Genomic DNA, 19,065 nt, shown 5'->3' with positions numbered 1-19,065 from the left:
CACCCGGCCATGCTAATACCCCGCCGGGCGCTTCTCCCGTGCCGCCCGACCGCTCAGTCGACGGTCGCCGCGGTGTCCCGCACCGTGACGTTCGCGTGGCTCTCCTGGAAGCTCTGCTCGGAGACCAGGGTCAGCCGGGCGGAGGACTGGAACTCCGGCAGCGAGCTGGAGCCGCAGGAGACCATGGTGGACTTGATCTTCGCGATGGTGACCGCCAGGCCCTCGTGCAGGTCGCCCGCGTAGGGGACGTAGCCGTCGACGCCTTCCTCGAAGACCAGGCCCTGGCCGCCCTGGCCGTAGCGCTGCCAGTTGCGGGCCCGGTTCGAGCCCTCGCCCCAGTACTCCTTGACGAAGCCGTCCCTGGTAGGCAGTTTCGCGCCCGGCGCCTGGTCGAACCGGGCGAAGTAGCGGCCCATCATGACGAAGTCGGAGCCCATCGCCAGGGCCAGGGCCACGTGGTAGTCGTGCACCAGGCCGCCGTCGGAACAGATCGGCACGTACTCGCCGGTGCGTTCGGCGAAGGCGTCCCTGGCCGCGGCGACGTCCAGCACCGCGCTGGCCTGGCCGCGGCCGATGCCCTTCTGGTCACGGGTGATGCAGATCGAGCCGCCGCCCACGCCGACCTTGACGAAGTCCGCGCCCGCCTCGGCGAGGAAGGTGAACGCCTCGCCGTCGACCACGTTGCCGCCACCGGTCGGGATCTCCGGGTAGTGCTTTTTCACCCAGGTCAGGGCCTGCGCTTGCCAGTCGCTGTAGCCGTCGGAGGAGTCGAAGCACAACACGTCGGCGCCCGCGGCCAGCAGCGCGGGGACCCGCTCGCGGTAGTCGTGGGTGTTGATGCCCGCGCCCACCCGCAGCCGCTTGTCTCCGTCCACGACCTGGTTGGGGAAGCGCTTGTTGTCGGCGTAGTCGGACCGGAACACCAGGTGCTGGAGGTGCCCGGCATCGTCTACCACCGGTAGACAGTCCAGTCGCTCGTCCCACAGCCTGGCGTTGGCCGCGGAGAGCGTGCAGTCACCGCCGGCGTGCGGCAGCTCGGCGATGGCCGTCATCCGGCCACTGACGGGTCCGTCCAGATCGTGGCGCTGGGGGTGGAAGTCGCGGGAGGTCACCAGGCCGAGCAGGCGGCCGGACGCGCTGCCGTCGTGGGTGACCGCGGCGGTGCTGTGGCCGGTGCGGCGCATGATGCCGACCAGGTGGCTCAGGCTGTCCTCGGGCCGGACGTTCGTGTCGCTGGTGACGAAACCGGCCTTGAAGTTCTTCACCTTCCGGACGGCCGCGACCTGTTCCTCGATCGACTGGTTGTGGTGCAGGAAACTCAGGCCGCCGTTGCGGGCCAACGCGATCGCGAGTTCCGGCGAGCTGACCGCCTGCATGATCGCCGAGGTGAACGGCGCCTGCAGTTCGATCGCCGGCGCCTCGCCCACCAGGTGCCGCACCAGGGGTGTGCGCAGATCGACGGCGCCTGCCGAGCACTCGATCCGGGTCCGATTCGGCAGCAGGAGGTACTCATTGAACGTCCGCGAGACCTCGTCCACGATCCTTGCCATGCCGCAGCACCCTACCTACCGCCCGTGATCAGCCGCGCAGCGCGTCCTCGACCTGCCGATCCGACAACCGCCGCGGACTCACGTAATACAGCACCGACCCCGCCGGAGCCTCGCTCTGCCAGCTCGGATTCACCACCAGCGTGCCAGCCCCGTCCCGCACCGCCAGCACCGTCACCCCGTGCTTGCGCCCCAACGCCAACTGACAGTCCTCAATGGACACCGAGCCGAGCGATTCCGGGATCCGCAACGAATACGTGTTCGCGCCGCCGTGCGCCATCAGCTCGGTGTAGACCTCCCCGATCCCCGGCGAGGTCAGCTCCTCGGAGATCATCCGGGGCAGATGCCAGGGCACGCAGTGGATGTTCTTGTCCACGTAGTGCATCAGGCTGGTGCGGTCGGTGTCGCGCAGGGCGACCACGATGTGCGCCGGTGAGCCCAGGTGGTCGACGGCGACCGCGATGGCCAGGGCCTCGTTGTCGCCGTGCGCGTCGATGAGCACCGCCGCCGCCTTGGGCACGGCGGCCCGGCGCAGCACCGCTTCGTCGGTGAGCTGGCCGCGGACGAAGTCGATCTCGGGGCTGGGCATCGGGTGCGTGCCGACCTCCTCCGGGGCACACAGCACCACCCGATCGGCGCCCTCGGCACGCAGGCGGTCCACGAAACGTTCGGTGCGGCCCGGTTCGTAGCCGAGCAGCACGATGTGGCCGGTGGCGTCCACCGTGTTGGAGCCCAGCATGCGCCGTCCCTTCGCCTGTTCCAGCACCGTGGCGAGTTTGGTGAACACCGTGGTCAGCGCCACGATCCCGCCGATGATCACGTACACCCCGACCAGGTGACCCCAGTCCGAGGTCGGGTACAGGTCGCCGTAACCCACGGTGGCGGCGGTGACCACGAAGTACCACCAGTAGTTGCCCGGTCGCACCAGGTCGCTGTCCGCGGGTTCGGCCAGCGCCATCAGCGGCCAGCTGGTGCAGAACACGAACAGCACCACCGCGGCCGGGGTCGCCCAGCTGCTGAGGAAGGCGAGCCGGGCGAGCAGCCGGGTCAGGAACAGGGGCACGGTTCTCCTCACGGTCGCCGGGGCGGGTCCGCGGGAGTCTAGGCAGGTGGACGGGCGGAATGGGGGTTCTTCACCGTTTCGCGGCTTTTCGCCGGGTCAGCTCCGGCTGGGCAGTTCAAGCACGCCGAGGGAGGTCAGCACGGCGAGGAGGATGACCGCGGCGACGGCGGTCCAGGCGAGCGGGTGGCCCAGGTTGAGGGTCCAGAACAGGCCGGAGCGGCGGTGCACCAGCACGGCGGGGTCGCGGCGGTTGAGGTAGAGCATCCCGGCCAGGTGCCAGTGCCGGTCGTCGTCGCGCCGGACCGGGGCCGGGGCCTCTTCGCCGGGTTCGGCCGGCAGGCGGTGTCCGGCCTCGCCGACCCGGATGCTGAAGCGCAGCCAGGCGGCCAGCGCCAGCGCGAGCGGCAGGTAGCCGAGCGCGGTGAACCAGCCGTCGATGGGGAGAATTCCCCACTGTGGCAAGGCATGTGCGAGCACGGTGAGGTTGGCCAGGGCCACCGAGGCCAGCAGCAGGCGGGTGAAGCCGTGCAGGTACACGCGGTAGCGGCGGGCCGAGCCAATCGGGCGTTCGGGGTCGATTTCCGGGCGGGCACGCAGGATTCCGGCCGCGACCAGCAGCACCAGCGTGATCAGCAGCAGCTGGGCGAGCACCGGTGTGAAGGTGGCGCCCGGGGTCAGGCTGTGCAGCAGGGCGGTGGCGCTGGTGACCAGGATCGCGGGCGCCAGCCAGAGCCAGGGCAGCCGGACCGGGTTGACGCGCAGGCCGAGGTCGGCGGTGGCCACCCGGCGAGTGCCCGCGTCGAAGTCCTTGTCCCGCTTGGTTTTCCGGACTTCGCGCGCGGCCAGCAGCCCGAAAGCGATGCCAGCCAACAACATCGGCAGCAGCAGCAGTTCCGGCCCCGGCGCCCAGCCGGTCCACAGCCACCAGCCGAGCATGGTGACCGCGGCGATCGCGCCGAGCGCCAGCACCCGGTGACCGTGGCGGGTGCGGTGTTCCAGGATCGCCGGGTCCTCGGCGCGGGCGGCTGGCACCCTGACCCCGAAGGGCAGCGTCGGCCGGGCCAGCAGCGGCCCAGACCAGGCCGCCGCGGTGACCAGCGCGATCACCAGCAGGTCGAGCAGCACAGTCATGATCACGTCTCGTTCTCCTCCCCAGTGCGGAACGTGGCGAGCAGCTCGCCACACCGCCGCAGCACCTCATCGGCCCCAACCCCCTGCACCGCGGCCTCGGCCAGCAGCGTGCGCAAACGCGCCTGCCAGTCCTGCGCGAACCCAGGCTCCGGTGGCCCGGAACCGGGGTCGCGGCGCACCACCGCGCCGCTCTTGCGGTTGATCCGGATCACCCCTTCCCGCCGGAGCAGGTCGTAGGCCTTGTTCACGGTGTGGAAGTTGATCGCCAGGTCGGCGCCCAACTGCCGGGTGGACGGCAGCGGACTGCCCTCGGCCAGGCCGCCGTCGGCGACCGCTTCCACGATCCGATCCCGGATCTGTTGGTAGATCGGCACCTCGCTGTCGAGGTCGATGCTCAGCTGCACGCGGTCCAGTCTATCTGTTATATGTAATCTATAACAGCTCAACCGACTGAGGGGAAGTCATGACCGTGCTCGACGCGCCTACCCGCGCCCCAGCCGTGCCCTGGCGGCACATCGGTGTCTTTGTCCTACTGGCCTTCGGCTCCACCTGGTTGTGGTGGGCGCTGCTGGGCGGCCGGCTGCCCTCGGCGGTACTGGAGGGCGGCTCGATGGTCTGCGTCGCGCTGGCCACCTTCGCCACCCTGCGGTGGTCGGTGCGGCCTGCCTCGATCCCGGCCGCGACCGCGCTGGTCCGGCCGCACCGGCCACGCTGGCTGTTGCTCGGATTCCTGCTGATCCCGGTGGTCAACCTGGCCGGGCTCGGCCTCGGCTGGCTCACCGGCGACTACCGGGTCGACCTGGCGGACTTCTCCGGCCTGCGGGCCGCCGTCGCGCCGGACACCGTGGGCGGCACCGGCGTGCCGTGGGCGTTGATCGGCAGCATGCTCGGCACCAGCGCGCTGCTGTTCACCCTCACCCTGCCGCTGATGTGGTGCGAGGAGTGGGGCTGGCGCGGGTTCCTGCTGCCCCGGCTGCTGCCACTGGGGTTGTGGCCCGCGCTGCTGTTCTCCGGGGTGATCTGGGCGTTGTGGCACCTGCCGATCTACCTCGGCGCCGGTGGCCGTGACCTGGCCGGGCTGCCGCCGTTCCTGGTCACGGCCGTGTTGCTGGGCGTGCTGTTCGGCTGGCTGCGGCTGGCCTCCGGTTCGGTGTGGCCGTGCGTGCTCGCGCACGGGGCCAACAACGCCGTCGCCACCGTGCTGACCGCGTTGTTCATCGACGCCGACCAGCTGCGCACGCCGAACCTGGCCGCGCAGGTCGGGGTGAGCAGCTGGACCGGCTGGGTCGCACTGGCCGTGGCGAGCGCGCTGGCCTTCGCGCTCAGGCCGGTGCGCGCCCGGTCATAACGTCGGCACCACCATGGGTGTGCCGGTCACCGGGTCCGGGACCACGATGCTGGGCAGGTCGAAGACCTCCTTGATCAGGGCGCTGTCCACGATCTCGGCGGCGGGGCCCTCGGCGACGACCCGGCCGTCCTTCATCGCCACCAGGTGGTCGGCGTAGCGGCAGGCCTGGTTGATGTCGTGCAGCACCGCGACGATGGTGCGGCCCTCATCGCGCAGCCGGGCCAGCAGCCGGAGCAGCTGGTACTGGTGCGTGATGTCCAAAAAGGACGTTGGCTCGTCCAGCAGCAGCCAGGGGGTCTGCTGGGCGAGCACCATCGCCACCCACGCCCGCTGGCGCTGGCCGCCGGAGAGTTCGTGCACGCCGCGCTCGGCCAGGTCGGCCACGCCCGCCGCGGTCATCGCCTCGGCCACCGCCTGATCGTCCACTGTGGACCAGGTGGAGAGCAGGGACTGGTGCGGGAAGCGGCCGCGGCCGACCAGCTGACGGACCTTGATGTTCTCCGGGGTCACCGGATCCTGGGGCAGGAAGCCGAGGGAGCGGGCCAGTGCCTTGGGCGGGTAGCCGGTCACCGGGCGCCCGTCCAGGTGCACGCCGCCCTCGGCGGGGCGGAGCAGCCGGACGAAGGCACGCAGCAGGGTGGATTTGCCGCAGGCGTTGGGGCCGACGATGGCGGTGAACGCGCCGTCGGGGATGTCCAGGTCCAGCCGGGTGGAGACCACCCGCTCCCCGTAGCGCAGGGTCAGTTCCCGTGCGTTCAGGCGTGCGGTCACGCGCGCCTCACCTCCCTGGTGAGCAGCCAGATCAAGTAGCAGCCGCCGATCGCGCTGCTGAGCACGCCGACCGGCAGCGCGACCGGCGCCAGCAGCAACTGGGCGAGCAGGTCGGCGGTCAGCAGCAGCACCGCGCCGGTCAGCGCGGCGGGCAGCAGTGGCACCCCGGGCGCCTTGGCCAGCCTGCGCCCGATCTGCGGGGCGGCCAGCGCGATGAACACGATCGGACCGGCCACCGCGGTCACCGTCGCGGTGCAACCGACGCCGATCAGCACCATCAGCAGGTGCAGCCGGGACACGCCGACGCCGGTGGTGGCCGCGAGGTCCGCGCCCAGCGCGTGCTGCCGCACCGCGTGGGACTGGGTGAACAGCAGGGCCAGCAGCACACCGATGATCGCGAACGGCAGCACCACCTGCGGCCAGCCGATGCCGTTGAGCGAGCCGGCGTGCCAGCCGACCGCGGCGATGGCCACCTCCAGTTCGGCGCGCAGCACGATCCAGGAGTTCAGCGCGACCGCCATCGCGTTCACCGCGACCCCGATCACCACCAGCCGCATCCCGGACAGGCCGCCACGGCTGGCCAGCAGGTAGATCAGCGTGGCCACGATCAGGCCGCCGACCACCGAACCGACCGCTCGGTCGGCGGCGGTGCCGGCCAGCACGGTGATCGCGAACAGCGCGCCGGTGTAGGCGCCGCTGTCCAGGCCGAGCACGTCCGGGCTGCCCATCGGGTTGCGGGTGAGGTTCTGGAAGATCGCGCCCGCCAGGCCGAGCGCGGCGCCGAAGACCAGCGCGGCCAGCACCCTGGGCAGCCGCCAATCCCGGATCACCACAACGGACTCGCCGCTGCCGCCGAGGGCGGCGAAGACCTCCGCGGGGCTGGACCAGGAGGCGCCGAGGCAGAGCCCGAGCAGGCCGAGACCGAGCATCAACCCGGTCAGCGCCAGCGCGACCACCAGGGTACGCCGCTCCATGCGTACCGACCGACCGTTCGGTAGGGAGACGCTCAGCAGGCCGCTCACAACGACTCCGTCCCGTACCGCCGGACCGCCCAGATCAGCACCGGGCCGCCCAGGAACGCGGTCACGATCGCCACCGGCACCTCGCCGGTGACCAGCAGCACCCGCGACAGCGTGTCCGCGATCAGCAGCAGCACCGGCCCGAGCACCATGGTGTGCGCGAGCAGCCACGGGATCGAGCCGTCGGCCAGCCGCCGGACCAGGTGCGGCACCATCAGGCCGACGAAGATGATCGGCCCGGCCACCGCGGTCGCCGCGCCGACCAGCACGGTGATCAGCACCAGCGAGATCAGCCGGACCCTGGCCACGTGCACGCCCAGCGCGTGCGCCACCGTCTCGCCGAGCGCGACCGCGTTGAGCGACCGGCTCACCAGCAGCGTCCCGCCCAGCGCGAGCGCGATCACCACCAGCGGCAGCGTCAGCGGCGCCTGCTCCCGGCCTGCCAGCGAGCCGACCGACCAGAATCGGTACTGGTCAAGGACTTCCGGCACCATCAGCCGCAGGCCGAGCGAGACGCCGGTGAGCACCGCGCTCAGCGCCACCCCGGTGAGCACCAGGCGCAGCGGGGACTGGCGGCCGACCGCGTAGACCAGCAGCGCGGCCAGCGCCGAGCCGAGCACGGCCAGACCGAGCTGTCCACTCTGGGTGGCGGCCAGGCCGAACGCCGAGCCCGCGGTGATCGCGAACCCGGCGCCGGCGGTGACCCCGAGGATTCCGGGCTCGGCCAGCGGATTGCGGGACAGGGTCTGGATCACCGCGCCCGCGGTGGCCAGCGCGGCGCCGACCCCGACGGCCAGCACCGCGCGCGGCACCCGGATGTCCCAGACGATCAGGTGTGCGCTGGATCCGTTGTAGGACACCAGTGCGCGCAGCACCTCGGCCGGGGCGACCGGGTTGGCGCCGACGCCGAGGCTGAGCACCGCGACCACGGCGAGCAGCACCAGCGCGCCCAGCAGCACGGTCAGCTGCCGGGCCGGGAGTCGCCGAGCGCTCACTTGGCCAGCAGTGGCGTGAACGCGGTGTCGATCGCGTCCAGGGTCTGCAGGGCCGAGGTGTAGGTGGCGGCCTCGGTGAGCCGGAACGGGTAGACCCGGCCCGCCTTGACCGCGGGCAGGTTCTTCCACAGCCCCGAATCCAGCACGTATTGCACCGGCGGCGGCACCGAACCGTCCGGCTTGACCGAGTAGCTGATCGCGTCGGCCTCGGCGTAGGCGGTGGTCAGCTCCTCGATGGAAGAGGCTTCGCTGACGTCCTTGGAGCCGCCGCCCTTCTTCTTGACCTGGCCGTAGTAGTTCGCGCCGATGTCCTGGGCGATGTTGGTGCCCCAGGAGCCGTTGAACTCGTGCTGGAACTGGCCCTTGGCGACCTCGCCGTACGCGCCGAGGTGGCCGAGCTTGAGCTGCGGCAGCACGCCCTTGTACTTGGCGCCGAGTTCGGCAGCCCTGGCCTGGTACTTGGTCTGGGCGGCGTCGAACCCGGTGAGCGCGCCCGCCGCGTCGGCCTGGCGGCGGGAGAGTTCCTTCCAGGCCGAGGGCACGGTCGGGCCGATGGCCACCACCGGCGCGACGGTCTTGAGCCGGGCCAGGTCGATGTCGCCGAGCACCGGCGCGGGCACGCCGATCACGATGAGATCGGGCTGGGCGTTGGCGATGGCCTCGTAGTTGGTCTCCTTGGCCTGTTCCCCGGCGACCTTCTTCAGGCCGTCGTAGCTGGCCCGGTCCGTGGCCGACATCAGTGGCAGGCCACGGGTCCAGGAGGAGACGCCGACCAGCGGCGCGCCGGACTCGATCAGCACCGGCACCGCGTAGCCGGTGGCGATCACCCGCTTGGGCTTGGCCGGGATGGTGATGTCCCCGTTGTCGGCCTTGACCACCCGGGTCTCGACCGCGTTGTCCTTGGCGTCACCCGCGCCGCAGCCGGTGGCGGCGAGGGCGAGGGAGACCAGCAGGGCGCCTAACAGGCGGGCGGATCGGCGGGTGGACATCAGCGGTCCTCATTTCCAGCGGCGGCGGTGTGTTCGTGCTCGTGTTCGTGGTCTTCGTCGAAGTCGGCGACGCCGTACTTCCAGTAGCCGGTGATGTCGTGATCACCCTTGGCCAGCCCCAGATCGCGGACCCAGCCGCGCAGTGGCTTGATCTGCCCGGCCTCGCCGGCGATCCAGACGTGCACCCGCTCCCCCGCGGGCCAGCGCACCGCGCGCACCGCGTCGGCCAGCAGGCCGCCGGTGCCCGCGGGCAGTTCGCCCCGGTGCAGCCAGCGCACCTCGAACCGTTCGGGCGCGGCGAGTTCGATCTGCTCGGTCGCGTCGGCGACCTCGATGAACGCCCAGCCCGCGGCCGTACGTGGCAGTTCCTCCAGCCACCTGGCGATGGCGGGCAGCGCGGTGAGGTCCCCGGCCAGCAGGTAGCGGTCGTAGTTGGGCGGCACGATCCGGCCGCCGGGCGGGCCCGCGACGTGCACCCGCTCCCCCGGCCGCACAGCCTGGGCCCAGTCCGAGCCGAGCCCGCCGGGGTGCAGCGCGATGTCGAGGTCGATCTCGCCGGTGGCCGGGTCGTGGCGGCGCACGGTGTACTCGCGGGAGACCGGCGCGGGTCGCGGCCAGCGCAGCATCAGCCCGTTCGGTTCGGGCAGCCGCAGCACGCCCCCGGCGTCCGGGAAGATCAGCTTGATGTGCTCATCCGGCGCGTGCGCCTCAAAACCGAGCGTGCCGGGACCGCCAAGGGTCAACCGGAGCAGGCCCGAACCGACCATCCGGGCGCCGAGCACCTCGGTCTCCCGGATCCCGATCGGATACGGCACTTTCTCGGCACTCGACCCGGCCCGGACCTCGGCGATCCGGTCCAGATGTCGGTGCCGGTGGTCCTCGCGTCCCACTCGCACTCCTCGCGTCCCCAGGCGGCGACCAGCGCCGCGACCTTCGCAGCATAGGTTAGCCTCGCCTAACGCGAGTAGCCCGGGGTCACCCGGTCATCCCACCCCCGTGTTGGCCGTTCCGGACGGTGAGTTGGCCGTTCCGGACGGTGAGTTGGCCGTTCCGGACGGTGAGTTGGCCGTTCCGGACGGTGAGTTGGCCGTTCCGGACGGTGAGTTGGCCGATCTGGACGGCGAGTTCGCCGAACGGCGTACCAGTTCGGCCAAGACTGTGTACGACAACGGCCAACACGCCCGCGAGTTGGCGGCGGGACTTCTGGTCGCGTGGTTTTACGGCGACGGGATCTCCTGCTCCGCGCGGAAGGTCGCGCACCGTTCCGGCACGTCCTGTCGACAGGTCAGCAGGTGCCGTAGGTACGCGCCGGTGCGTTCCAGCTGCTGGATCTCCTTGTCCACCAACGCGATCCGCGCGCTGACCGTGGCCAGCCAGTCGTGCGTGGCGGTGCGTCCGGCCAGCAGCACGCCGATCTCCTCCAGACTGAACCGGCCGAGGTCGCGCCAGTGCCGGATGGCCGCGATCCGGTAGAGCTGGTCGGTGTCGTAGTAGCGGCGGCCACCGCGGCGGTGCGGGGTGATCAGGCCGCGGCGCTCCCAGTAGTGCAGCGTGGAGACCGGCAGGCCGAAGTGGGCGGCAGTGGTCCGGATCGAGCAGAGCGTGTCCACCAGCACAGTTGACCTCAACCCGGGTTGAGCTTGCAAGGTAAGCCTCACCTAATCGGGGAGGGGTTGCCGATGATCGACCAGCCGAGGTCGCTACTGGCCGCGGCCGCCGCGTTGCGGGCCGGGGAGATCACCAGTGTGGCGCTGACCGAGTCCGCGCTGGCCACCGCCGACCGCCTGGATGGTCGGCTCGGCGTGTACCTGACCAGGCTCGACGACCAGGCCCGAGCAGCGGCGGCGCGGGCGGACCGGGAATTCGCGGCCGGGCTGGATCGCGGTCCACTGCACGGGATCCCGGTCGGCGTGAAGGACTCGATCGCGCTGGCCGGGACGCCGACCACGGCGCAGAGCCTGGTGTCCGACCCCGAATTCCACGGTGGCCGGGACGCGCCGGTGGTGGCGCGGCTGCGGGCGGCGGGGGCGGTGCTCACCGGCAAGACCACGTTGATGGAGTTCGGCATCGGCCTGCCGGATGCCGCAAAGCCGTTCCCGGTGCCGCGGCATCCACGGGATCCGGCGCGCTGGCCGGGTGGGTCGAGTTCGGGTTCGGCCAGTGGGGTGGCGGCCGGGATGTTCCTGGCCGGGATCGGTTCGGACACCGCGGGCAGCATCCGGATGCCTGCCGCGTTCTGCGGGGTCACCGGGCTGATTCCCACCTACGGCCGGGTGCCCGCCGCGGGTTGCGTGCCGCTGGGGCCGAGCCTGGACCGGGTTGGTCCGCTGGCGCACGGTGCGCTGGACTGCGCCGCGGTGCTCGCCGCGCTGACCTCGTTCACCCTGCCACGCCTCGACGAGGGCCTGACCGGGCTGCGGATCGGCGTGGTGCGCGAGCATCATTTCCCGGCGCACGGCGATCCCGCGGTGGCACCGGCCTTCGACGCGGCCCTGCACGTGCTGACCGGACTGGGCGCGGAACTGACCGAGGTGCGGCTGCCGCTCTGGCCGGAACTGATCACCGCCACGCTGGTCACGGCCGAGTGCGAGGGCCTGGCCTACCATCGCGACCGCCTTGGCACGCGGTGGGCGGACTACACCGTGGCCGCCCGTGGGCTGCTGGCCAACGGCGCACTGGTCTCGGGCGCGGATTACGTGCAGGCACAACGGGTTCGCCGGGCCGGGCGGGCAGCTGTGGCCGCGTTGTTCGACGAGGTCGACGTGCTCGCCTGCCCGACCGCCTCCACCGGTGCGCCGCCGCTGTCCGCGCTGACCACCCCGGCCGGGCACCAGGACAACGACGGGCTGTTCGGACTGCTGCACACGCCGTACTGGAACAGCGTGCGTAACCCGGTGCTGGCGCTGCCCATGGGTCGCACCGCCGAGGACCTGCCGCTGTCCCTGCAACTCGCCGGACCGGACTTCGGCGAGGAGCTGCTCATCCGGGTCGGCGCGGCCTTCCAGGAACACACCGACTGGCATCGACCACTGTCCACTGTGGAGGATTTGGCATGACCGAGGACTCTGGCGCCGTGGTGCGGAACCTGCTGACCGCGGCCGGACTGCCCGCCCAGGGCGCCGAGCTGGACGGGCTGATCGCGAGCTATCCCGGCCGCCGGGCCGCGATGGATGCCCTGTACGCGGTACCGATTCCCGAACACGACAGCGAGGACACCGTCCAATGAGGACATCCAGCCTGGTGTTGCTGCTCGCCTGCGCCGGTTCATTCCTCGTGATCATGGACGCCACCATCCTGTCCGTGGCACTGCCGGAGATCCGCACCGCGCTGGGCTTCAGCCCGGAATCGCTGCCCTGGGTGGTCAACGCCTACACCTTGGCCTTCGCCGGATTCCTATTGCTGGGCGGGCGCTGCGCGGACGCGTTCGGACCACGCCGGATCCTGTTGCTCGGCCTCGGCCTGTTCACCGTGGCCCGCACGATCGGCGGCCTGGCCACCGGCCCGGGTCTGCTGCTGGCCGCCAGGGCTGTGCAGGGACTTGGCGGCGCGCTGCTGATGCCGGTCACGCTGTCCCTGCTGACCACCACGTTCACCGAACCGGCCGCGCGGGCCAGGGCCTTGGCCACCTGGAGCGCGGTCGGCGCCATCGGCGCGGCCAGCGGTCCGGTGCTCGGCGGGCTGCTCACCGACTGGCTGAGCTGGCGCTGGGTGTTCTTCGTGACCGTGCCGATCGGGGCCGCCACGATGGCGCTGGCGCTGCGGGTACTGCCACCGCGGGATCGCGCCACCGTCCCGGTGCGGTTGGACGTGGTGGGCGCGGTGCTCGCCACCGCCGGACTGGTGGGCGTGGTGTACGCGGTGATGAACATCGCCCAAGCCGGACTGGGCAGTCCGTCCGTGCTGGTCCCGCTGGTCGGCGGAATCCTTGTGCTGGCGGTGTTCCTGCTGCACCAGGCCCGCTGGGCGGCCGATCCGCTGGTGCCGCTCGGCGTGTTCCGGCTGGGCTCGGTGGCCGCCGCGAACGCGGTGATGTTCCTGCTGGGCCTGGGTTTCTTCGCCAGCCCGATCCTGCTTTCACTGTACCTGCACTACGTTTCCGGCTACTCCCCGATGGCCGCCGGGCTCGGCTACCTGCCGATCGGGGTGGCGATGTGCGTGGGCGCGCGGGCGGCAGGCGCGCTCACCGTGCGCTGCGGCGCGCGCCGGGCCACCGTGCTCTGCTGCCTGGTGGGTGCGGCCGGATTCGCTGGTACGGCGGTCCTCCTGGGGGTGGACCGGCCGTACCTGCTCGCCGTCGCGCTGCCCGGCCTGGTGCTGGGACTGGGCAGCGCGGCGGCGTTCACCCCGATCACGGTGGCCGCCACCACCGGCCTGCCCGCACACCAGAACGGCCTGGCCGCCGGAGTCCTCAACACGGTCCGGCAAACCAGCGGCGCGATTGGCCTCGCCGTGCTGAGCACCCTGGCCGCGTCGATCACCGCGAACCAGGGTGGCGCGAGCAGCCGCACCGCGCTGGCCACGGGATATTCAGCGGCCTTCCTACTGTCGGCGGTCTTCCTGGTCGCCGCGGCACTGGTAGCCGCGGTCGCCCTCCCCCGCGGCGAATCCACCACGCCGCAACGCGATCGCAGCGCGCCTGCCCGCAGCGCCCCCTGACCTCGCGGGCACGTGTACGCTGTACACATGACCGCGAGGGGGACGGCGGACCGGATCGCCGAAGCAGCGCTGTCGATCCTGCTGGCCGAGGGCGCGCAGGCGGTGACCATGCGGCGGGTGGCCGCCGCCGCCGAGGTGACCACGATGGCCAGCTACCGGCACTTCCCGAACCGGGAGGCGTTGCTGCGCAAGGTGGTCGACACCGCCGTCGCCGAGGTCGTCGCGACCTGGGGGCGGCGGCGCCCGAACCGGACCTTCCAGCAGCGGGTGGACGGGTTGCTCGCGGACTTCCTGGATTTCGCGCTGGGCAAGCCACACCTGTACACCTTCGTGATCACCGAGCCCAGGGAAGGGGTGCGGCGGTTCCCGGCGGACTTCCGGTCCGGTGAGTCGCCGACCTTCGCACCCGCGTTCGAGGCGGTGGCCCAGGGCATCCGGGACGGCGTGCTGCGGCCGGGTGATCCACTGGAGGTCACCCTGGCCATCACCACCCCCGTCATGGGCCTGGTACAGCTCTACCACGGCGGCCGGATCGCTCTGTCTCCCAAGGAATTCCGCGCGCTGTGCCGGCGCACGATCGAGAGGGTGCTCGATGGCGTCCGGACGTGACCGCGTGCTGGCGACGATGGCCGCCGCGGTGCTGTTCTACTTCGGCACCGGGATGTCTCCGATCCCGGCCCTGACCTGGCTGGCCCCGCTACCGGTGCTGCTACTGGCTTCCCGCGTCCCGGCCGGGGTAGCCGCCGGGGCCGGATTCCTCGCCTACCTGGCGGGCACCGCGAACAGCTGGGCGTTCCAGCTGCGCTCGCACGACACCCCACTGTGGCCGGTGGGCCTGATCTTCAACCTGGGCACGGCACTGGTGTTCGCCCTCGCGGTCTGGGGCTTCCACCGGCAGGTGACGCGGGGCCGTCCGCTAGTGGCCGCGCTGACCGCGCCCGCGCTGTGGACCGGCGCGGTGTACCTGGTGTCGGTGGTCAATCCGATGGGATTGATGGGCACCCTGGCCAACCACTTCGGCGACGTGCCCCTAGTCCTGCAGACCGCCGCGCTGACCGGCCTGTGGGGCGTGGAGTTCCTGGTGTTGCTGGTGCCGTCGGCGATCGCGGCGGCATTCGCGCCGGGCGTGCGCTGGGCCGCCGGGGTGCGGGTCGGGGTGGTCACGGTGGTCCTGCTCGCGGCGGCGCTGGGCGCGGGCGCGCTCCGGCTGGCCGAACCCGCCGGTCCGGTGCAGCGGGTGGCCGCGATCTCCACGAACCAGCGGCACTGGGCGCCGGACCTGGCCACCCCGGCCGGCCGGGACCTGGTGGCCGCCTACGCGGAGCGGATCGCCGCGCTGCCGGCGGGTGTGCGGGCGGTGGTGCTGCCCGAGGCGTCCTTCGGCGCGCCGGAGCCGCGGCCCGCCGCGCTGGTCGAGCCGATGCGCAAGCTCGCCGCGCACCGGGCGCTGGACATCGTGGTGGGGTTCGCGCGCCGGGACGGGGCGGTCAAGTACAACCACGCCCTGCTGTTCCCGGCCGGTGGCGGCGAGCCGGTGTCCTACCTCAAGCACCACGACCAGGTCAGCGTGCGCGGCCACGAACTGCTCGTCCGGGCGGGGACGGGCATCGAGATCTGCGCGGACGTCAACCTGGCGAATCCGACCAGGGGCTACGCCGCGGCGGGCACCGGACTGTTGCTGGTCCCGGCCGCCGACGAGGTGGACAACGGCTGGCAGCACAGCCGGATGATGTTGCTGCGCGGGGTGGAGCACGGGCAGGCCACGGTGTGGTCGGCCCGCACCGGCAGGCTGATGCTCGCCGACGGGTACGGCCGGGTGCTGGCCGAGGCCCGCACCGACGGCCCGGCCCCCTTCGTCACCGTGGTCGCGGACCTGCCGACCGGGCCGGGCGCGACCCCGTTCACCCGCTTCGGCGACTGGCTCGCCTGGCTCAGCCTCGCCCTGAGCCTCGGCGGCCTGCTCTGGCCACGGCGGGCCGAGGCGTTTACCGGTGCGGGACACGGGTAGTCCGGGGCTACGTTCCTCGGCCGCCAGGGAGCCCAGATGTCCGCCGCCACAACGGTTCCGCGCACCCCGGTCCAGACCGCCGCCCAGGCGGCAGGGCTGTTTTTCCTGCTGGTCGGCGTTGCCGGATTCATCCCCGGCCTGACCACGAACACCGAGGCGCTCGCCTTCGCCGGTCACCGCTCCGGCGCCCTGCTGCTGGGGGTCTTCGCCGTCTCGGTGCTGCACAACCTGGTGCACCTGGCCTTCGGCCTGGCCGCGCTGGTCCTGGCCCGCAGCACCCGCGGCGCGGCGCTGTACCTGATCGGCGGCGGGCTGCTGCTCCTGATGCTGTGGTTCTACGGACTGGTGGTCAGCGACAACAGCCCGGCGAACTTCCTCCCGCTCAACGAGGCTGACGACTGGCTGCACCTGCTGCTGGCCCTGGGTCTGGGCGCGCTGGGCTTCGGTTTCGGCGGGCGAGCCGCGCGCGAACTCGGCTAGGTCGTGTTCGGTGGATAGTGGTCGATGAGCGCCGGAGTCCAGATTGTTCCTGGTCGTGTCGACGTGGTGGCCTCGTACCGGTGTTGTACGTGGCCGCTGCGGCGGCGCGGCCAGGGGCGATCTGGGCCCGGCGATCGCGACCAGGATCCACCGAACGCGACCTGACACCGAACTTGAACTGAAAAGCCGGTTCCCCGTACCCCTCGGTAGCGTCTTTCCTCAAGGTTGCGCGAAAATGTACCGTCGGCGGCACTTTGAAGCATGTTCGCGCACACTTCATCCCCGCCAGGGAGTACGGCATGCGAGTGTCCAGACCTGTGCGGCGCCTGATCGGCGTCGTCTCCCTCCTCGCGTTACTGGCCATCGGGCAACCGGCCCAGGCCCAGCCCGCCGAGCGCACGCTCGGCCACATCACCGGAATCAGCCAGAACGGCGCCACCGTGACGGTGAGCGCGGGCGCCGACCGCGTCCGGGTGGCTTTCCTGCAGCCGGACGTGTTCCGGCTCTGGCTCGGCCCCGGCGGCACCTTCAGCGATCCGGCCGGACGGGCCATCCTGACCGCCACCGACTTCGGCCCGGTGACCACCACGGTCACCGAGACCAGCGAGTACTACAAGATCGAGACCGACGCGGTGGTGCTGCGTGCGTACAAGCAGCCGCTGCGGTTCGCCCTGTACCGCAAGGACAACACGACCCTGGTGTGGCAGGAGTCGGCCGGACTGACCTGGTCCTCGGGCGCCGCTCGGCAGCGGTTGAGCCGGGGCCCGGACGAGCAGTTCTACGGCACCGGTCTGCGGCTGGGCGCGTGGGCGTTGCGGGACAAGACGGTGCCGGTGCGGGTGGACAACAAGTGGAACGAGAACAACAACGCCAGTCCGGCCCCGTTCTATCTGTCCACCAACGGTTATGGCGTGGTGCGCAACACCTGGACGCCGGGCAGCTACTCCTTCACCGCGCCGGTGCAGACCACCCATGAGGAGGGCCGGTTCGACGCGGTGTACTTCGCCGGGGCCGGACTCAAGGATGTGCTCGACCGGTACACCGATGTGACCGGGAAGCCTTTCCTGGCACCGGTGTACGGCCTGGAGATGGGGCACGCGGACTGCTGGAACGCGAGCAACCCGGAGTACCAGGGTGATCACAACCGGGTGGACCACCAGAAGACCCCGGACGTGCTCAAGTACGCCGAACAGGCGCGGGCGGCGGACATGCCAGCGGGCTGGTTCCTGCCCAACGACGGTTACGGCTGCGGCTACACCGGCCTGCCGGACACGGTGAAGTCCCTGCACGACAAGGGTTTCTACACCGGCCTGTGGACCTCGACGGGACTGAAGAACGTCAAGGACGAGGTGACCGCGGGCTCCCGGATGATCAAGACCGATGTGGCCTGGATCGGCGGCGGGTACCAGAAGGCGTTCGAGGGCGTGCAGCAGGCGGTCTCCGGCATCGAGGACAACAGTGACGCGCGGCGGTTCGTCTGGACGGTGGACGGCTGGGCGGGCACCCAGCGCAACGCGGTGGTCTGGACCGGGGACACCGAGGGCGACTGGGACAACATGCGCTGGCACGTCCCGGCGATCACCGGCGCGGGCCTGTCCGCGCTGAACTACGCCGCGGGCGATGTGGACGGCATCTTCGCCGGCAGCCCGGACACCTACGCGCGCGATCTGCAGTGGAAGGCGTTCACCCCGGTGCTGATGAGCATGTCCGGCTGGGGCGCGAAAAACCCGAGCGCCGCCTACCAGGACAAGCAGCCCTGGCGGTTCGACGCGGCACACCAGGAGATCAACCGGAAGTACCTGAAGCTGAAGATGCGGCTGACGCCGTACTTCTACTCGATGTCGCGGGTGGCGCACGAGACCGGGGTGCCGACCACCAGGGCGATGGTGCTGGAGTACCCGAACGATCCGATCGCCAGAGGAAACCAGACCAGTCAGCAGTTCCTGGCCGGGGACGCCTTCCTGGTCGCGCCGGTGACCTCGGCGAGCAGCACCAGGGACGGCATCTACCTGCCCGCCGGCACCTGGACCGACTACTGGACCGGCACGGTGTACCAGGGTCCGGGCACCTTCGACGGTTACCAGGCGCCGTTGGACCGGTTGCCGTTGTTCGTCAAGGGCGGCGCGATCGTGCCGATGTGGCCGCAGGCCAACCACCACCGGGAGAAGCCGAAGACCCCGATCACCTTCGACGTCTACCCCCACGGGAACTCCGCGTTCGAGCTGTACGAGGACGACGGCGTGACCCGGAAGTTCCAGCGCGGCGAGTACGCCAAGCAGCCGGTGCGGGTGTCCGCGCCGACCAGTGGCCGCGGCGATGTCACGGTGCGGGTGGGCGCTTCCACCGGCGACTACGCGGGCAAGCCGGGCAGCCGAGGTTACGAGCTGGCAGTGCACGTGGCGAGCGCGCCGGGACAGGTTTCATTGGGCGGCACCAGGTTGACCGGGTACGCCAAGCGTGCGGACTACGACGCGGCGGCGAATGGCTGGTTCTTCGGTGACGGCGTGCTGCACGTGCGCACCGGCACCCAGTCCACCGGGTCCGAGTTCACCGTCACCGCCGAGGGGGTGACTCTGCCGGTGCCACAGGCGATCCCGAGCCGGGCCGATGAGCCGATCGCCAAGACCGGCTGGACGGTCAAGCAGGTGGACAGCCAGGAGACCGCCAACGAGAACGGCGCCGCGGCCAACGCCATCGACGGCGACCCCGGCACGAAGTGGCACACGGCCTGGTCGGGCACCGGATCCGCGCTACCGCACGAGATCCAGCTGGACCTGGGCGCCGCGCACGCGGTCACCGGGCTGTCCTACCTGCCCCGGCAGGACAGCGGAGTCAACGGCGGCATCAAGGGCTATGAGGTCTACGTGAGCGCCGACGGCACCGACTGGGGACCGGCGGTGGCGACCGGGAACTTCGCCGCGGACAAGGGCGAGAAGGTGGTCAGCTTCCCGGCGAAATCCGGGCGATACCTGAAGTTGCGGGCGCTCAGCGAGATCAACGGCGGCACCTGGACCAGTGCGGCCGAGATCGGCGCGTGGCGGCTGAAGCGCTGAGGAAT

At 71.3% G+C, this 19,065-nt stretch carries 18 protein-coding genes; 8 read left to right on the top strand and 10 right to left on the bottom strand.

The window, feature by feature from the left end; all coding sequences use genetic code 11:
• Positions 1 to 53: 53 nt before the first annotated feature.
• From ACTOWY_RS14510 to ACTOWY_RS14495, 4 genes are all read right to left on the bottom strand, one after another.
• Positions 54 to 1,550, bottom strand: a complete 1,497-nt coding sequence (locus ACTOWY_RS14510; protein ID WP_441310142.1) for an IMP dehydrogenase — start codon at positions 1,548 to 1,550, stop codon at positions 54 to 56.
• Between the two features lie 28 nt (positions 1,551 to 1,578).
• The gene (locus tag ACTOWY_RS14505; protein WP_441310141.1) at positions 1,579 to 2,610 is read right to left on the bottom strand and encodes an ion channel; all 1,032 of its coding nucleotides are present in this window, start codon (positions 2,608 to 2,610) and stop codon (positions 1,579 to 1,581) included.
• Between the two features lie 96 nt (positions 2,611 to 2,706).
• Positions 2,707 to 3,741: a DUF5808 domain-containing protein gene (locus ACTOWY_RS14500; RefSeq protein ID WP_441310179.1), complete on the bottom strand. Its 1,035-nt coding sequence runs from the start codon at positions 3,739 to 3,741 to the stop codon at positions 2,707 to 2,709.
• 2 nt (positions 3,742 to 3,743) lie between these two features.
• Entirely contained in the window at positions 3,744 to 4,145 is a 402-nt protein-coding gene (locus tag ACTOWY_RS14495; protein ID WP_441310140.1) for a GntR family transcriptional regulator, read from the bottom strand.
• Positions 4,146 to 4,204: 59 nt separating this feature from the next.
• Here ACTOWY_RS14495 and ACTOWY_RS14490 point away from each other — a divergent pair, with 59 nt between their 5' ends.
• Positions 4,205 to 5,089: a CPBP family intramembrane glutamic endopeptidase gene (locus ACTOWY_RS14490; RefSeq protein ID WP_441310139.1), complete on the top strand. Its 885-nt coding sequence runs from the start codon at positions 4,205 to 4,207 to the stop codon at positions 5,087 to 5,089.
• Here the strand turns inward: ACTOWY_RS14490 and ACTOWY_RS14485 are convergent.
• The 6 genes from ACTOWY_RS14485 to ACTOWY_RS14460 all read right to left on the bottom strand — a co-directional run bounded on the left by ACTOWY_RS14485 (position 5,084) and on the right by ACTOWY_RS14460 (position 10,473).
• On the bottom strand, positions 5,084 to 5,860 hold the full coding sequence (locus tag ACTOWY_RS14485) for an ABC transporter ATP-binding protein (RefSeq protein ID WP_441310138.1): 777 nt from the start codon (positions 5,858 to 5,860) through the stop codon (positions 5,084 to 5,086). The genes ACTOWY_RS14490 and ACTOWY_RS14485 overlap by 6 nt on opposite strands.
• A complete protein-coding gene (locus tag ACTOWY_RS14480) occupies positions 5,857 to 6,834 on the bottom strand; it encodes a FecCD family ABC transporter permease (RefSeq protein ID WP_441310137.1) in 978 nt (325 codons plus the stop codon). Before ACTOWY_RS14480 ends, ACTOWY_RS14485 begins: the two co-directional genes overlap by 4 nt.
• Before the next feature lie 44 nt (positions 6,835 to 6,878).
• Positions 6,879 to 7,874 (bottom strand): FecCD family ABC transporter permease, encoded by a 996-nt coding sequence (locus ACTOWY_RS14475; RefSeq protein ID WP_441310136.1) that lies wholly within the window; start codon positions 7,872 to 7,874, stop codon positions 6,879 to 6,881.
• Entirely contained in the window at positions 7,871 to 8,863 is a 993-nt protein-coding gene (locus tag ACTOWY_RS14470) for an ABC transporter substrate-binding protein (protein WP_441310135.1), read from the bottom strand. Before ACTOWY_RS14470 ends, ACTOWY_RS14475 begins: the two co-directional genes overlap by 4 nt.
• Positions 8,863 to 9,753 carry a siderophore-interacting protein gene (locus ACTOWY_RS14465; protein ID WP_441310134.1) on the bottom strand — a complete coding sequence of 297 codons (891 nt, stop codon included), beginning with the start codon at positions 9,751 to 9,753 and terminating at the stop codon, positions 8,863 to 8,865. Before ACTOWY_RS14465 ends, ACTOWY_RS14470 begins: the two co-directional genes overlap by 1 nt.
• A 327-nt stretch (positions 9,754 to 10,080) precedes the next feature.
• The gene (locus ACTOWY_RS14460) at positions 10,081 to 10,473 is read right to left on the bottom strand and encodes a MerR family transcriptional regulator (protein ID WP_441310133.1); all 393 of its coding nucleotides are present in this window, start codon (positions 10,471 to 10,473) and stop codon (positions 10,081 to 10,083) included.
• A 69-nt stretch (positions 10,474 to 10,542) separates the two neighbouring features.
• Here ACTOWY_RS14460 and ACTOWY_RS14455 point away from each other — a divergent pair, with 69 nt between their 5' ends.
• The 7 genes from ACTOWY_RS14455 (at position 10,543) to ACTOWY_RS14425 (ending at position 19,060) form a co-directional block, all read left to right on the top strand.
• The gene (locus ACTOWY_RS14455; protein ID WP_441310132.1) at positions 10,543 to 11,919 is read left to right on the top strand and encodes an amidase; all 1,377 of its coding nucleotides are present in this window, start codon (positions 10,543 to 10,545) and stop codon (positions 11,917 to 11,919) included.
• Positions 11,916 to 12,089 (top strand): hypothetical protein, encoded by a 174-nt coding sequence (locus ACTOWY_RS14450; RefSeq protein ID WP_441310131.1) that lies wholly within the window; start codon positions 11,916 to 11,918, stop codon positions 12,087 to 12,089. The genes ACTOWY_RS14455 and ACTOWY_RS14450 overlap by 4 nt, the downstream gene beginning before the upstream one ends.
• A complete protein-coding gene (locus ACTOWY_RS14445; RefSeq protein ID WP_441310130.1) occupies positions 12,086 to 13,519 on the top strand; it encodes a DHA2 family efflux MFS transporter permease subunit in 1,434 nt (477 codons plus the stop codon). The genes ACTOWY_RS14450 and ACTOWY_RS14445 overlap by 4 nt, the downstream gene beginning before the upstream one ends.
• Positions 13,520 to 13,546: 27 nt before the next feature.
• Positions 13,547 to 14,128: a TetR/AcrR family transcriptional regulator gene (locus tag ACTOWY_RS14440; protein ID WP_441310129.1), complete on the top strand. Its 582-nt coding sequence runs from the start codon at positions 13,547 to 13,549 to the stop codon at positions 14,126 to 14,128.
• A complete protein-coding gene (locus tag ACTOWY_RS14435) occupies positions 14,112 to 15,527 on the top strand; it encodes a nitrilase-related carbon-nitrogen hydrolase (RefSeq protein ID WP_441310128.1) in 1,416 nt (471 codons plus the stop codon). Before ACTOWY_RS14440 ends, ACTOWY_RS14435 begins: the two co-directional genes overlap by 17 nt.
• 36 nt (positions 15,528 to 15,563) lie before the next feature.
• Complete coding sequence (locus ACTOWY_RS14430; RefSeq protein WP_441310127.1) at positions 15,564 to 16,007, top strand: DUF4383 domain-containing protein; 444 nt, start codon at positions 15,564 to 15,566, stop codon at positions 16,005 to 16,007.
• Between the two features lie 299 nt (positions 16,008 to 16,306).
• Positions 16,307 to 19,060, top strand: a complete 2,754-nt coding sequence (locus ACTOWY_RS14425) for a discoidin domain-containing protein (RefSeq protein ID WP_441310126.1) — start codon at positions 16,307 to 16,309, stop codon at positions 19,058 to 19,060.
• Positions 19,061 to 19,065: the final 5 nt, after the last annotated feature.

Source organism: Crossiella sp. CA198 (genome assembly GCF_052078295.1).
Taxonomy (GTDB): Bacteria; Actinomycetota; Actinomycetes; order Mycobacteriales; family Pseudonocardiaceae; genus Crossiella.
This window is presented reverse-complemented; position numbering and strand designations above follow the sequence as displayed.